We start from the raw sequence: 15,604 nt of genomic DNA, 5'->3' as shown, positions 1-15,604 counted from the left end.
GAGGTTTTTTGAATCAAAACCCGCGGTTATCCGTCAGGATTATTTTTTCGCAGCGCGTTCGAAAGAAGTCAGGATTTCAGCTTTAGCGGCTTCGACATTATCCCAGCCTTCAACTTTAACCCACTTACCTTTTTCCAGATCTTTATAGTGCTCAAAGAAATGGGTAATCTGAGCGCGCAGTAATTCCGGCAGATCGTTCACATCTTTGATGTGATCGTATTCTTTGCTCAGCTTGGTATGAGGGACAGCAACCAATTTCGCATCTTCACCGGATTCATCGGACATTTTCAGAACACCCACCGGACGGCAGCGAATAACAGAACCCGGCTGTAATGGGTATGGTGTCGGAACCAGCACGTCAACCGGGTCACCGTCAAGGGACAGCGTATTGTTGATGTAGCCGTAGTTGCATGGATAGAACATAGCCGTTGACATGAAACGGTCTACAAACAGGGCACCAGAGTCTTTATCTACTTCATATTTGATCGGGTCAGCGTTCGCGGGGATCTCAATGATGACATAGATATCTTCAGGCAGTTCTTTACCTGCTGGTACGTTGTTCAGGCTCATAAAAGGTTTCCTTCAATTTCAAACCAAAATGGAGTGCGGGCTATTATAGCCAAAACAGCTTTAAAGTCCTCGGGTTTTTAGGTTGCAGAAAGTGACAGAGATGACGGTTTATCGATAAACGATTGCCTGATATTGAATGATGCACAGTAGGAAAATGCTAAAAATAATCGGGTAAATAAGTTGTATTATAAAAAAGCACAGACCCAATCATTATTGAGCCTGTGCTGACTTTTATTAATTATGACTTAACATAATGCGTTAGTCAGTAATTTGACATACCATCAGTCCTTGTGGCCAAGCAGCGAGGTTGCGGTTAATGGCGCGTACCCTAGCATCATAAATGCCATAATTTCCTGTATTGAATTTAACTTTAACGTTCGGGTTCTTTCCTGTTGCAGGATCCATTTTACTTATCTCATAAAATATTCCTCCAAAGTCGAGAAAATGCTTCAGATCAAATTGACGACTGTATGATGTTGCAGGATCTTCTGATTCAGTTATGCCAACATCGGTTCCCATCAGCAGAGTTTTTGTGGGATATCCGTATGAGTATTGAATATCAAGAGTTTCACATGATTGATTCGGGTCTGTGGAGTTATAGGACACGGTACCACCAATATGGGGGTTGACTTTCGTGTCCCATACCCCAAAAACATATGTTTTAGGATTGATTGTATAAGTATAGAGTTCCTGTTGGCCTGTTTCAGTGTGTTTGATCAATGCTGAAATCTTTATTGACCCTTGCCCTGGTCTATATTTTTCAATAGGGAAAGATAATTGACCGCTTTCATCCACTTTCACCATATTTTCCTTGCCCGGTTCGACGGATACTTTAACTGTATACTTCTGAGGATCTTGATTCCCAATAATCTCTACCTTTCCATCTACGATTCGTGTTAGGTCAAGTCTTAACTGTTTAGTTAAGTAGTGAATCTCCCCTTGTTGTGTATGAGAATAGAATTTTTTGTATACTGTGCCATTGTCATCCGTCGTACTTATTCTTAGCCCTGCTAATTGTTCTTGAAGCAGGAACGCCACAGAACTGGATACAGGATTCCCGGAACCTAAGGAGAGTGAGACAGTCACATCTTTAAAACCAGAATTCTCTGTACTGGTCAACCTGGCAGTTAAATTACCTTCTTTATCTGTTGTCAGATTATCAGGAAATTCGAGTGTAAGTCCCTCGTGTTTGGTTGGAGATTCTATTTTCCATACCGCGTCGGAGATACTTTGATTTACCAAAGGTGTTGTTCCATCTGCACCGACTATTTTTGCAGAAAAGACATAAGGGGTTTCACTACCAGCGACTAACGGCCCATCCGGTGAGTGAGTCATGGATTTTTCGATTTTGGCTCCCAAAGAGGTCGAATCAGGTGCAACAAAATTGAGTGAAGGAGATTCAAATACGGGGCTATTATCAACCGACAAGCCGATTTGAGCCTGTTCTATGCTTCGGGTACTGCTGAAGATCGCTGTAACTTCACCTGTATCCGCTGAGTAACTACCTGGTTCAACAGTTATTCCCGGCAAGGGCGATATTATGGACCATTTGACATTCGGTGAGGCAACACCCGTGAGTGGCTTCCCATCTTTCATCAAATAAGCAGTCAATGTGTGTTTTTTACCGTCTGCTTTGTAGTTGCCCTTGTCGTCTCCGGCAGGAAGTACATAGCGTTCGACAGCCAGAGAACTATTGACAAATTCGACCGGAGCAAACGTTTTTCTGGGACCATTATCAACGGAAAGTGTCGCGGTAATTTCATGGGTATTTTCGTTGGCACTTCTCAGGATTGCAGTCAACTCTCCTTTAGAGTTGGTTTTGTAATTGTCTTTCGATTCTATTTTCGTCTCAAGACCTGATTCTAACGTTGCGTTCCATTTGGCTTTGATCTCCTGATCCGCCAGTGGCTTCCCGTCTTTATCTAATACTCTCGCGGTAAAGGTATAATAATTCGTTGAGTTAGCAGCCAGTTTCTCTTTGGGATTAACCTGTGCATCATCAATATTATATTCGAAATGAGTATTGGTAAAATCCAGTGGCTTATCATTTATGGCCACTTTAGGCATACCGGCAATTTCCAGATAAACTGTGGTCTTCGGATCGAGAGGTTCATTACTGCCTAAGGTGGCAGTTAACTGGCCCTGACTATTGAGTGGGGCACTGTGAGTCCAAGTTAATGTTGCGTTTGGATTAGCCGGTTCGATACTCCATTTCACATCTGGGATCACTATATCCTTACCCTTGAGAGGGGCATTATCTTTACGGCCGTAAGTGACGGCTGCCGCTAGATCATAAGCGGGTCTTCCATCGGCAATGACAGGGCCTTCTTTATGGGGTTTAATGCTTCCGTCTTTGATGACGAAAGGCTCAACAACGATATCCATATTAGCTGTCTCAGTCTTCCTGCCTTCTTCTTCAGCCGTGACAGAAATGGGGTAGACGTTGAGGTTGTCAGGACCATTAGCAGCATACTGGTATTGAGGCAGCGTGATTGTGGGGTTTTGGGTATTGCTGCCGTTGATAACGCCACCATTTGCCGCGAACTTTTGACTGGCTTTCCAGAGAATATTCTTCACTGGTTTTGAGGAAACAATCGTGGCAGTAACCGGAATCATTTGGGAACTATACCCGCTTACGGAACTCGGCAGGGTAATGGCTAGTTCAGGTTTTTTCTTGTAATCCAGCACGATGTTATTATTTCTCTCAACGAGATCATAACGGCTGCCGGCCAATGTGCGCATGGAAGCAACACTGTCAGGTGAAATCTGATAGCTGAAAGGCATGCCAAAACGGTAGTTCAGATTGGCCAGAAAGAGGGTTTCACTGCTTCCGCCACTCCCGAGTTTATAATCCACCCCCATAGTCACCAGTGGGATAGGGGTATAATTCAGGCCAAATCTGGCAAGGCTGGGATCTTTTTGCTTGGTATCACGATTGAACAGAGCGACGTTATCACCGAAGTACTGCTCATAACTGAGCTTACCGCCAAGATTCGGATAAGCGGGTAAGAAGAACTCACTGTTGAGATCAAACCCATTGGCAGGGCGTTCTTCATAGGCATTGTCGTGCGGTGAGTCTCGCCATTTGCTCAAGCGCCAATAAGTATTGGCAGAAAGCTTGACATAATCCGTCCAGGCTTCTCCTCCTAAGCCTAATCGTTTATTATTCCCCGTTACATCATGGTCAAAGAAAGTATTTAAACCATACATCCAGTCAGGGGTAAAATAACGCCCGCCGAGACCCAGGTTGACGGTATGGCGGCTGTCTTTATTGCGATAACCTAATTGAGAGAAAACCAGCCAGTCTTCTTTATTATCATAGAGCGGTAATAGCAAATCTAAAGAACCGTTATCTAATTTGCCTTTTCTATCGAGGGAAAAATTAATTCTGGCTGTGCCAAATTGGGACAACCATTTTTGAGTCTCTGTGTTTATAGTGCTATTTATTTTTCCCAAGGCGTAGGATTTTGCCTGCTCCGTTAGTTGGGATGGGGAAGAAGAAAGCATACTACCGACCCGCTGAACATTCTGGGCAATGACGCCTGCTGTATCATCTTCCTTATTATCGATGTTATTTTCATGCAACGATTTCTGTAAGAACTTTCTTTCAGTTTTCTTATCGTAACTTTCTTCACCTGCCGAAAATGCACTCATCGGAGTAAAGGGTAAAAAAAGCGAATACGCGAGAACAGAAAGGCGAAAAACTTTATGATTAAAATACGAGTCCATATATGAGTACCTCATAAAATATGGGCTGTTGCCAGCGCTTCTGTGTTACACCTTTGACGTTTAAAATTAAAGCCTTACTGGGTATAGATATCTCATTAATATAAAAAGGATAATATTCCCCATGCCTACATACATTAGGAAATATTTTATTGTTCTGCGTAATGAAAAATTGTTATCGGTTGATAACAAAAAGTTTTCATCTTATTTTCTATGATGATTTTATTTTTATGAAAATATTTTTCAGTAATGCTGATGTTTTTTATTTAGCATGTGATTAAATATTTATGGCTATATTTATGGCTGTATTTATAGCTGCATCTATAATGCAGTGAAGGAGAGCGGACAGGAAATAACGCTGTTATTTGATAATAGATTTAAAGATAAAAAAGGAATTTAAAAGAGGCGAAATTTCGCCTCCTTAATTATTAACAATCAATAAAACCGCTTATTCATCAGGAAATTCGGCCATAAAGCTTTCTGCTTTCTCGACCATTGATTGTGTACCGACAAAGAAAGGGACACGTTGATGTAGTTCGCTTGGCACGATATCCAAAATGCGGTTTGCACCGTCACTGGCTTTTCCACCCGCCTGTTCTGCCAAGAATGCAATCGGGTTGCACTCGTACAGTAGGCGTAGTTTACCTGTTGGGTGAGTTGCCGTACTTGGATAAATATAGATGCCACCTTTCAGCAGGTTGCGATGGAAATCAGCAACCAGAGAGCCAATATAACGGGTAGTATAAGGGCGCTGTGTTGCTTCGTCCTGCTCCTGACAATATTTGATGTACTTCTTCACGCCCAATGGGAATTTGATGTAGTTCCCTTCGTTGATAGAGTACATATTGCCTTTTTCCGGGAACTGCACTTTTTCATGGGTCAGACAGAAAACGCCAAGGGAAGGATCGTAAGTGAATGTATGAACACCATAACCCGTCGTATAGACCAGCATTGTGGATGAGCCATAAACCACATAACCTGCTGCTACCTGACGATGCCCCGGTTGTAGGAAATCCTCTTCGGTCACAGGCTGCCCGATAGGCGTAATTCGATGGTAAATTGAGAAAATAGTCCCGACGGAAACGTTTACATCAATATTCGAAGAACCATCCAGTGGATCCATCAAAACAACATATTTGGCAGTTTCTGCACGATCGCCATCAAAAATAACGATTTCATCTTCTTCCTCGGAAGCAATACCTGCCACTTCACCTCGTGCTTTCAGTGCTGCCTTGAGTTTCTCATTAGCATACAAGTCCAGTTTCATCTGAACTTCACCCTGAACATTGGAAACACCACTTGCGCCTAAAATGTCTACCAAGCCAGCTTTGTTGATATCCCTGTGAATGATTTTTGCGCCTAACTTGATGGCAGACAGCAGAGCGGTCAGTTCACCTGTAGCATGAGAAAAGTCTTGCTGTTTTTCGACGATGAATTCGCCTAATGTTTTCATGACAAAGGCCCTGAATTTGATTGTGGTTTTTAAGAAGCGTGCTTCACTTTTTGTGTTGCACTCATGCGCGGGCAGTTTAGCTAAAGAATGAGATCATTGATAGGTCATTACATTTCTTATATTCGAATTGATGGTTAGAATAGTGATACAGTTCATGATATCGGATAGAAATAAATGCGTATTCATATTCTTGGCATCTGCGGTACTTTCATGGGAGGACTGGCTATCCTTGCCCGTTCACTAGGGCATGAGGTGACCGGTTCTGATGCCAATGTGTATCCACCAATGAGCACTCTGCTGGAAAAACAGGGCATTGCGCTGATTCAGGGATACGATCCTGCACAACTCGATCCTGTACCAGATATGGTCATCATCGGTAACGCTATGACACGGGGAAATCCTTGTGTGGAAGCCGTACTGGATCGTGGAATTCCTTATACCTCCGGCCCACAATGGCTGCATGATCATGTGTTACCGGAACGCTGGGTATTGGCTGTCGCGGGAACTCACGGAAAAACAACAACAGCCGGTATGCTGGCATGGATTCTGGAAGCTTGTGGCTATAAACCGGGATTTTTGATTGGTGGCGTTCCGGGGAATTTTGATGTTTCGGCGCAAATCGGTGAAAGCCCGTTTTTTGTGATTGAAGCGGATGAATATGACAGCGCCTTTTTTGATAAGCGTGCAAAATTCGTTCATTACAGTCCTCGCACACTGATCATGAATAACCTTGAATTTGACCATGCCGATATTTTCGAAAATTTGGCCTCTATTCAAAAGCAATTTCATCATCTTGTCAGAGTTGTACCGGGCACGGGTAAGATCATTGTTCCTGATAATGACATTAACCTGAAGCATGTCCTTTCGATGGGATGCTGGAGTGAGCTGGAGCAACTTGGTGACAGCGGAAACTGGCAGGTAAAGAAAGTCAGTCAGGATAGCAGCAATTACCAAGTATTCCATCATGGCGAATTAGTTGGTGAAGTGAACTGGTCATTAGTCGGTGAACACAATATGCATAATGGCTTAAGCGCGATTGCGGCTGCCCATCATGTTGGGGTTCAACCTGCGGATGCCTGTCAGGCACTGGACGAATTTATCAATGCCCGTCGCCGCCTTGAGTTGCTGGGGGTAGTCAATGGGATCTCGGTTTATGATGATTTTGCCCATCATCCGACAGCCATCTTAGCCACATTGGAAGCGCTGAGGAGTAAAGTCGGTGGAATGGCTCGTATTCTTGTCGTACTGGAACCTCGTTCTAATACCATGAAAATGGGTATGAGCAAAAATGATATCGCGCCTTCGATGGGACGCGCCGATGAAGTGTTCCTTTATCAGCCAGCCAATATTCCGTGGCAGGTTGTTGAAATTGCGGAACAGTGCATTCAGCCTGCGCGTTGGAGTGCGGACATTAATACTTTAGTGCGGATGATTGTTGAAACGGCACAGCCGGGTGACCATATCCTTATCATGAGTAATGGCGGATTTGGTGGCATTCACGATAAATTAATGACTGAATTGGTTGCGAAAGTAAACGCTGCCTGATTGGAAAATTTCTTTGATTAATTAACCCGAACTCTGTTTTAAGAAAGGAAAGAAAAAAGGCACTCATCAGCCCGACGCGTTCGGGCTTTTTTGTTCCCGCTATCCAGACTCGGCTCCACCATCAGTATGTCCACACAAAACACCCATAAAAGGGTTTTTTATGTGCTGATATAATAGTTATAATATTTAACTTTACACAAAACATCCTTAATGAAGGTCTTAATGTGGAGGTGGTGGAATGGATAAGATTACTGCAATTAAAACATTCGACGAATTCAGCAAGATGGGAAAAAACATTTTCCTCTTGCAGGATTTGGCGGTCATCTTTGCTGATGAAGCGCCACGAACATTGAAAAAGTCCATTGATCGCCTTATCAAGGCCGGGTTGTTGGTGCGCATCACCAAAGGGGTCTATGCAAATGCACTCGCGAGCCTCGGGCCTTATCCGCTGGAGAGTATCGCAATCAATATCCGACGCGGCGAATACAGCTACATCAGCTTAGAGTCAGCGTTGTCCCAATATGGGATTATCTCCCAAATCCCTATCGACAGACTCACGATCATGTCTACCGGCAGGTCAGGGGAATTTGAAACACCGTGGGGTGTTATTGAGATCACGCACACAAACAAGAAACCGAGCGAAATCCTGAAAGGAACGCTGGAAAACCGTGGACCAATGCGTATCGCAAGAAAGGAAACGGCTCTTCGTGATTTAAGGAGAGTGGGCAGAAACACACACCTGATTCAAAGGGAGGAATGGGGTCATGCCTGATAAAACCGATTTTAATATTCTTGTCGATGAAATCGTTACACAGGACGGGTTTGCCAACATCAGACCTGTAGTTGAGAAAGAGCTGCTGCACTATGACATTTTGTATTGCCTGGCTAAAGATGGTTTGCTGAGAAAGCTTACCTTTCAGGGAGGCACGTCACTAAGGCTCTGCTATGGTTCCAACCGATTCAGTGAAGATTTGGACTTTGCAGGTGGCCGTGATTTTTGTTCGGCAGATCTGAGTAGGATTAAAGAGAGTGTCGAAAGCTATCTGGGTGCACGTTACGGCCTTGAGGTTACCGTAAAGGAACCTAATGCACTCAGAAAAGCGCCAGAGTATGCCGATGTGAAAATCGATAAATGGCAAATTTCTGTTACAACATCCCCAGAGCGTAAGGACTTACCAAAGCAGCGCATCAAAATTGAGATCGCTAACATCCCGGCCTATACAAAGAATCCGCGCCCATTAACGCGCAACTACCCTGTGTTGCCTGATGGCTACGCCGAAACTATCGTGTTGGTAGAAGAGTTAACAGAAATCATGGCGGATAAACTGGTTTCATTCCCTGCGACAACCAAGCATATTCGTCACCGTGACATGTGGGATTTGGTCTGGCTGAAACAACAGGGAGTTGAGCCTGACACCGATCTGATCGAGCGCAAGCTATCGGATTATTATTTAACTGATTTTGGTGAACGGCTTCAGGCACGATTGGACTCGATTGAAAACCTTATCGCTTCAGGCACATTTCAGGAAGAAATGAAGCGGTTTATTCCTGCGCCCGTTTACAACAGGACTATCGGGCAGACAGACTTCATGCGCTACCTCGAAACCACCCTGAAAGAATTACTCACTACAGTGCAAAAGGCGTTGTACTCATCAGCGACCAACACCGTTCCTTTCAAGATGTAAAGGGTATTTTTCACCAGATTTAAGTGATGAACTGGAGGCAGAAGGGATAACACTTATCACACGTGTTCATTGGTCTGAGAATACCTTCAGTTAAAATCCCACCTTGCTGTTATCTGACAAAGCAAGGTGAGATGACCTGAGCCTTATTGTTCATTGGATGAGTATTGGATTTATCATAGTGAGTATCAAATTTTATATGAATAAAAAATAAGGGTGTAATATTTTTTGATATACCTATTAATAATTATTTAATTAAATGAGTTAAATATATCTGATGGATACATATGATATATTATAGGTAGGTAATAGAATGGCTCTCCATAGATATATGGATATTAAACTTCCAATTAATCGCATTAACGGTAGGTTAGTAGCAGGTTAAAGCCTTCTTAAGTAGAATTTGAATTCTAGTGTAGGTATATCTATCGTGAATGTGTCTGAAAAATTTACGTTTTGTTATTTCATTTCTATTGAGAATATTTGTTTAATGTTAATGTCATGTAAAATATTTTTTATAACATAGTTTCCCTCTAATACCTTAGGTGTGAAATTTAATCACCAATATAAATAATATCACACGAAACTTCACTATTATATTCTAATAACCAACCCTAATTATAAACTTTGGTGATAAATATCAATCGGAATATTTCTATATCATTCTTTGATCTGAATTAAGTATATAAACGTATCACTATATTAGTGTCTGTTATCAAATGCTGTGCCCTATTAGAAATTAGAACGATGTTTAGTTGATAGATCAAAACCTGACGCTTTGGAATTATAAAATGAATGTGCCACATAGCCACAACCTATCATTAGAGAATCCTCTTACTTCCTCTCATGAATTATCACTTAGTTCTACTCAGCAAGTCGTTTGGCTTGACCAAATTCTTCATCCTGACACTTCAACTTACAACATCAGTACATTGGTCTGTATTGATGGAGATCTGGATGAAGTATTGTTCACTCAGGCCTTTGAAGCTGTTGTTTCTCGCCATGAAGCATTGCGCTTACGGCTTGTGGATACCCACGGATTACCTCGCCAAAAACTCGTCGATACTCTCTCAGTATCTTTAGCTGTGCACGATTTTTCACAATATGCTGATGCAGAAATCCAAGCCGCCCAGCAAATTCACATGACTTTTATTCGCCCGTTCAATTTGCATGGAGAGCTGTGGCGTTCCGAGTTACTGCGAGTCAGCGATACACGCTGGTACTGGCAATTTTGCTGTCATCATTTGATCTCAGATGGTCTGGGTTTGAGACTGGTTATCAAAGATCTTGCAGATAATTACAATCGCTTGGTCAAGGGGGAAGCATTAGCAGAAGCCGCTCCTTCCTATCTCGACTTCATTGTTGAAGATCGTACCTATCTTGACTCCAAATTACACACACGCGACCTGCAATTTTGGCTGGAACACTATGAAAAACTGCCTCCAGCCCTAATTCCGCCCTCAAATCCAGGCACATCTGTTACTCACAAGCCAGCAAAACCCGTTCTTTGGCAATTGGACAAAACACTTTTTCAACAGATTGAAGATACAGTGGCTGTTCATGGGTTATCCGTCCTCCATTTTATGTATGCCGTTCTGGCTTGCTATTTCGCACGCAGTGCGGACGCAGAGGAAATTGTTATTGGCATCCCAGTGCACAATCGCAGAAATGCGAAACAGAAATGTACCATGGGGATGTTCTCATCAGTCATCCCCATCGGAGTGACTGTTCATTCTGAGGATTCTTTCCTTGATGTCATGCGTAAGGCAGCAACGGAATTGCGTCGTTGCTATAAGCATCAGCGGCTGCCAATTGCAGAGATTAACCAGCACACACAAATCAAACAGAAAACAGGCCGCACTCAACTTTTTGATATCATGCTTTCGCTGGAGTTGTTCGAAACGAATGCTAGTATGCAAGGTGCCGTCACAACACTCAAACAATCATATCGTGGCGCCATGTTTCCTCTCACGATAGCTATCTACCAATACACATTTACCCACCTTGAAAATGTAAACCAACCTGCCACAATCGAATTCAATTACGATACTAATTACCTGAGTCACGAAGAGGTCATTACCCTTCAATCTCGTTTGGCCCTATTGGTGGAAACAGCCATCACATCTCTGGATATGCCCGTTGGAAAAGCACCGCTATTGCCAGCGGCGGAGCGCCAGCAACTACTGGTGGACTTTAATGCAACCGATGCTGACTTTCTACAACATACTCTGGTACATCAACTGTTCGAACAACAGGCTGAACTTACTCCGGATGCTACTGCAGTAGTGTTTGAAGCATATTCCCTTAGCTACGATGAACTCAACCGACGCGCTAACCGTTTAGCACACCACCTGCTCACTTTAGGAGTACAACCCGATAACCGAGTCGCCATCTGCGTTGAACGCAGTCCGGAAATGATAATAGGGCTGTTGGCTATCCTCAAAGCTGGCGGCGCTTATGTGCCGTTAGATCCGGCCTATCCGGCTGAACGACTGACATATATGCTTGATGATGCGGCACCAGTGGCACTGCTTACCCAGTCTTCACTCATTGAAAGGCTGAACAGTCATCTGCCTACCGTGCTACTTGATATCCAAGCCCCATCCACCTTTGATGAAGAGTTAGGAAAAAATCCTAATATTCAGGCACAGGGACTGACCTCACGTCATCTAGCGTATGTGATTTATACCTCGGGCTCCACCGGATTACCCAAGGGAGTGGAAATGCCTCTGGCGGCATTGTCGAATTTGTTGCAATGGCACAATCAAAACCCTTCCCAACTCTCTGGAAGCGGTAAAACACTACAATTTTCTGCATTGGGGTTTGATGTCGCCTTCCAAGAAATATTTACGACCCTGTGTGAAGGCGGATGTTTGGTCTTAATTAATGAAGCCATACGTAGTGAGCCGCAACAACTGCTCAAACTTATTCAGCAAAAACAGATTGATAGACTCTTTCTTCCCTACATTGCCCTACAGCATCTTGCTGAAGCCTCCAACGGCATTGAGGGCGATTTTACTTGTCTGGCTCACATCGTTACCGCAGGCGAACAATTACGCATTACACCGGCCATTCGCCGTTTTCTACAACGCGCTGGGTCATGCCAGTTACACAATCACTATGGCCCGACGGAAAGCCACGTGGTTACAGCATATATACTGGACAAAGATATTAATCAGTGGTCAACATTACCTCCCATAGGTCGCCCGATTGCTAACACCCAAATTTATATTCTGGATACGCAAGGTCAGCCGATGCCCCTCGGCGTGGCTGGGGAGATTCATATCGGCGGTGTTAGCTTGGCCCGTGGTTATCTAAACCGCCCAGAACTAACGGCGGAGCGCTTTATTCCTGATCCATTCTCAGCAACTCCAAATGCCCGTCTGTACAAGACCGGTGACCTTGGCCGCTGGCTGCCCGATGGTAATATTGAGTACATCGGCCGTAACGACTTTCAGATTAAGCTGCGCGGCTTCCGCATTGAACTTGGAGAAATAGAAGCGCGGCTGATTCAGTGCCCAGAAATAGACGAAGCTGTTGTTATTGCCCGCGAGGATATCCCCGGTGACAAACGCTTGGTAGCCTATTTGCGAACTCAGCCTGATATTGAACTGGAGCCAACCAAACTGCGTCAGCAACTGGCACAGCATCTGGCCGACTATATGCTGCCCAGTGCTTTTGTCGTGTTGGATACCTTTCCACTGACCCCTAACGGTAAGCTCGACCGTAAAGCACTGCCAGTCCCTGACCAGTCAGCAATGGTAACGCGTGACTATGAAGCCCCTGTTGGTGAACAGGAAACAAAACTGGCCGAAATCTGGCAAGACCTGCTGGGACTCGCACGTGTCGGCCGCCATGATCATTTCTTTGAACTCGGTGGTCATTCGCTGATAGCGGTAAGCCTGATTGAACGACTGCGTCATGCAGGATGGTTGCTTGATGTTCGTGGCGTTTTTTCTGCCCCCGTGCTTGCTGACATGGCTCAGGCTATCCAGATAAATCAGGATGACTCTGTTTTTATTGTGCCACCCAACTGTATTCCTAAAAACTGTGCTGTTATTACTCCCGACTTGTTGCCCTTGGTAACATTGTCTCAAGCGGAAATCGACACGGTTGTCAAAACCGCAGTTGGCGGCGCGGCCAATGTGCAGGATATCTATCCACTTGCCCCGTTACAGGAAGGTATATTGTTCCACCATCGGTTGCAGGAGCAAGGCGATACCTATCTGTTAAGTAGTCTGATTGCCTTTGATAGTCGTGAATGTCTCGATGCCTTCCTTGGCGCATTGCAACAAGTTATCGATCGCCACGATATCCTGCGTACCGCCATCTGCTGGCAAAACGTAACGCAACCTGTGCAGGTAGTCTGGCGTCAGGCGCCACTGTCAGTGATTACATTTGTTCCAACCTCAGAAGACAATGTGCAGGCTCAGTTGCAAGCGCACAGTGATCCACGTCAGCGCCGACTCGATCTGAGCAAGGCCCCACTGCTTACCACCGATATCGCTCATGACCCTAACAACCACCAGTGGTTACTGGCGCTGAGTTTCCATCACTTGGTCTGTGACCATATGACACTAGCGCTTATCGTTGACGAAATTCGCCTGCTGTTGCAGGGACGTACGGGAGAATTGCCCAATCCGCTGCCGTACCGTAACTTCATTGCCCAAACCCTGAGCGTGCCGTCCTCGGTACATGAAGATTACTTCCGTGCTCGATTCGCAGACGTCGATGCACCAACGGCACCATTTGGCTTGCTGAATGTAAAAGATGACGGTGAAGATATTGCTGAAACCCGTTTATTGCTGGGTCGCACGCTGGCTGGCGCAATCCACATTCAGGCCCGTCGTTTGGGAGTCAGCTCAGGGGTACTGTTCCATGTTGCCTGGGCGCAAGTGTTGGCGCAAATCAGCGGCCGTGATGATGTGGTCTTCGGTTCTGTACTGCTCGGCCGCCTGCAAGGTTCTGTCGGCGCCGACCAAGTGATGGGAATGTTTATCAATACCCTGCCAGTGCGGATATCTCTCGCCGATCGCAGCGTGTTGGAGGTAGTGCAAGCCACCTACTGCGACCTGATGACATTACTGGAACATGAACAAGCACCGCTGGCACTGGCGCAACGCTGTAGCAGTGTTACTCCGTCATTACCGTTGTTTAGTACCTTGCTCAACTATCGCCATAACCAATCAAGCTCCGCTGATGTTGTTTGGGACGGTATCCGCTTGCTGACCAAATCAGAACGCAACAATTATCCGCTCACTCTCTCGGTAGATGATCTAGGTGAAGATTTTAGTCTGTTGGTTCAAAGCGTTGCGGAGATCGACCCCGCCAGAATAGTGGGCTACTTGACTACGGTCATTGGTCATCTGATCGAAGCTTTGGCGACCGACCCTCAACGGCCTATTTGTCGCCTGCCAATCTTGTCCGCCAACGAGCGTCAACAACTTTTGATAGATTTCAATGCGACCAAAGCTGACTTTCCACAAGACGCTCTGGTGCACCAATTGTTCGAACAACAGGCTGAACGTACTCCTGACGCCATTGCTGTGATGTTCGAAGGATGCGCTCTCAGCTACAAAGAACTTAACTGCCGTGCTAATTATCTAGCCCACTACTTGCTTGCGTTGGGGGTAAAACCCGATGATCGGGTGGCCATCTGTGCTGAACGCAGTCCAGAGATGGTGGTGGGGTTACTGGCTATTCTCAAGGCTGGTGGTGCCTATGTACCACTGGACCCGGCCTATCCGGCCGAACGACTGGCCTATATGCTGGATGATGCGGCGCCAGTAGCACTACTGACTCAAGCAGCCTTGAGGGAAACACTGGGCAGCAGTCTGCCTACTGTGGTGCTTGATGCCCAACAACCCTCTATTTTTGATAAAGCGTCGGCAGAAAATCCCGATGCTCTGGCACTGGGATTGACCTCACACAGTCTGGCGTATGTGATTTATACCTCAGGTTCCACCGGGCAACCCAAAGGAGTTATGGTTGAGCACAGCGGATTCAGAAATTATCTACAGTGGGCGCTTGGACATTATGCTAATGAAAATCGACTAAACAGTATTGTGTCATCACCGGTAGCTTTTGATGCGACTGTTACCAGTATTTACCTGCCCCTGCTTTGTGGCGGCAGAATACACCTGCTCCGTGACGGACAAGAATTGATCGAGTTGGTACCCACCCTGTTATCTATGGATGCCACTACTCTGGTCAAGATCACACCAACCCATTTTGCTGCGGTTGGTCAGGAATTGCTGACGGCAAAACAAACTTGTCCTGCACACTGTTTCATTGTGGGGGGAGAATCACTTTCTAGTTCAACCGTAGCACGTTGGCGTGAACTTTCTCCTGAATCACGCATTGTCAATGAGTACGGCCCAACCGAAACGGTTGTTGGCTGTATCACGTTTGACGCCAATGAGCTGAATGGTTTCATTGGCAACGTTCCTATTGGCCGTCCAATCGCCAACACCCAAATCTATATTCTGGATGCACAGGGTGAACCCGCGCCTCTCGGCGTTATCGGTGAGCTCTATATCGGCGGCACCGGTGTGGCCCGCGGCTACTTTAACCGCCCAGAGTTGACAGCAGAACGCTTTATTCCCGATCCGTTCTCCCCCGTATCGGG

The 15,604-nt window shown here is 45.3% G+C and carries 7 protein-coding genes; 4 read left to right on the top strand and 3 right to left on the bottom strand.

Annotated features, from left to right (window positions below; translation table 11 throughout):
• Nucleotides 1-39: 39 nt before the first annotated feature.
• The 3 genes from ppa to fbp all read right to left on the bottom strand — a co-directional run bounded on the left by ppa (nucleotide 40) and on the right by fbp (nucleotide 5,749).
• Nucleotides 40-570: an inorganic diphosphatase gene (gene ppa, locus FE394_RS11910; RefSeq protein WP_319926605.1), complete on the bottom strand. Its 531-nt coding sequence runs from the start codon at nucleotides 568-570 to the stop codon at nucleotides 40-42.
• A 258-nt stretch (nucleotides 571-828) separates the two neighbouring features.
• Nucleotides 829-4,299 carry an inverse autotransporter beta domain-containing protein gene (locus FE394_RS11905; RefSeq protein ID WP_319926604.1) on the bottom strand — a complete coding sequence of 1,157 codons (3,471 nt, stop codon included), beginning with the start codon at nucleotides 4,297-4,299 and terminating at the stop codon, nucleotides 829-831.
• A 445-nt stretch (nucleotides 4,300-4,744) separates the two neighbouring features.
• Nucleotides 4,745-5,749: a class 1 fructose-bisphosphatase gene (gene fbp / locus FE394_RS11900; protein WP_319926603.1), complete on the bottom strand. Its 1,005-nt coding sequence runs from the start codon at nucleotides 5,747-5,749 to the stop codon at nucleotides 4,745-4,747.
• Nucleotides 5,750-5,923: 174 nt separating this feature from the next.
• Between fbp and mpl the strand changes: the two genes are divergently transcribed.
• The 4 genes from mpl to FE394_RS11880 all read left to right on the top strand — a co-directional run.
• Nucleotides 5,924-7,294, top strand: coding sequence for a UDP-N-acetylmuramate:L-alanyl-gamma-D-glutamyl-meso-diaminopimelate ligase (mpl, locus tag FE394_RS11895; RefSeq protein WP_319926602.1), 1,371 nt, complete (start codon nucleotides 5,924-5,926; stop codon nucleotides 7,292-7,294).
• Nucleotides 7,295-7,532: 238 nt separating this feature from the next.
• Nucleotides 7,533-8,066, top strand: coding sequence for a type IV toxin-antitoxin system AbiEi family antitoxin (gene abiEi / locus FE394_RS11890; protein WP_319926601.1), 534 nt, complete (start codon nucleotides 7,533-7,535; stop codon nucleotides 8,064-8,066).
• Nucleotides 8,059-8,979 carry a nucleotidyl transferase AbiEii/AbiGii toxin family protein gene (locus FE394_RS11885; protein WP_319926600.1) on the top strand — a complete coding sequence of 307 codons (921 nt, stop codon included), beginning with the start codon at nucleotides 8,059-8,061 and terminating at the stop codon, nucleotides 8,977-8,979. The genes abiEi and FE394_RS11885 overlap by 8 nt, the downstream gene beginning before the upstream one ends.
• A 788-nt stretch (nucleotides 8,980-9,767) precedes the next feature.
• Nucleotides 9,768-15,604 (top strand): non-ribosomal peptide synthetase (locus tag FE394_RS11880; protein WP_319926599.1); only part of this gene is annotated, 5,837 nt, incomplete at its 3' end.

It is taken from the genome of Xenorhabdus littoralis (genome assembly GCF_033949345.1).
GTDB classification, from domain to species: domain Bacteria; phylum Pseudomonadota; class Gammaproteobacteria; order Enterobacterales; family Enterobacteriaceae; genus Xenorhabdus; species Xenorhabdus littoralis.
The sequence above is the reverse complement of the archived record's forward strand: the minus strand, read 5'-3'. Positions and strand labels throughout refer to the sequence as shown.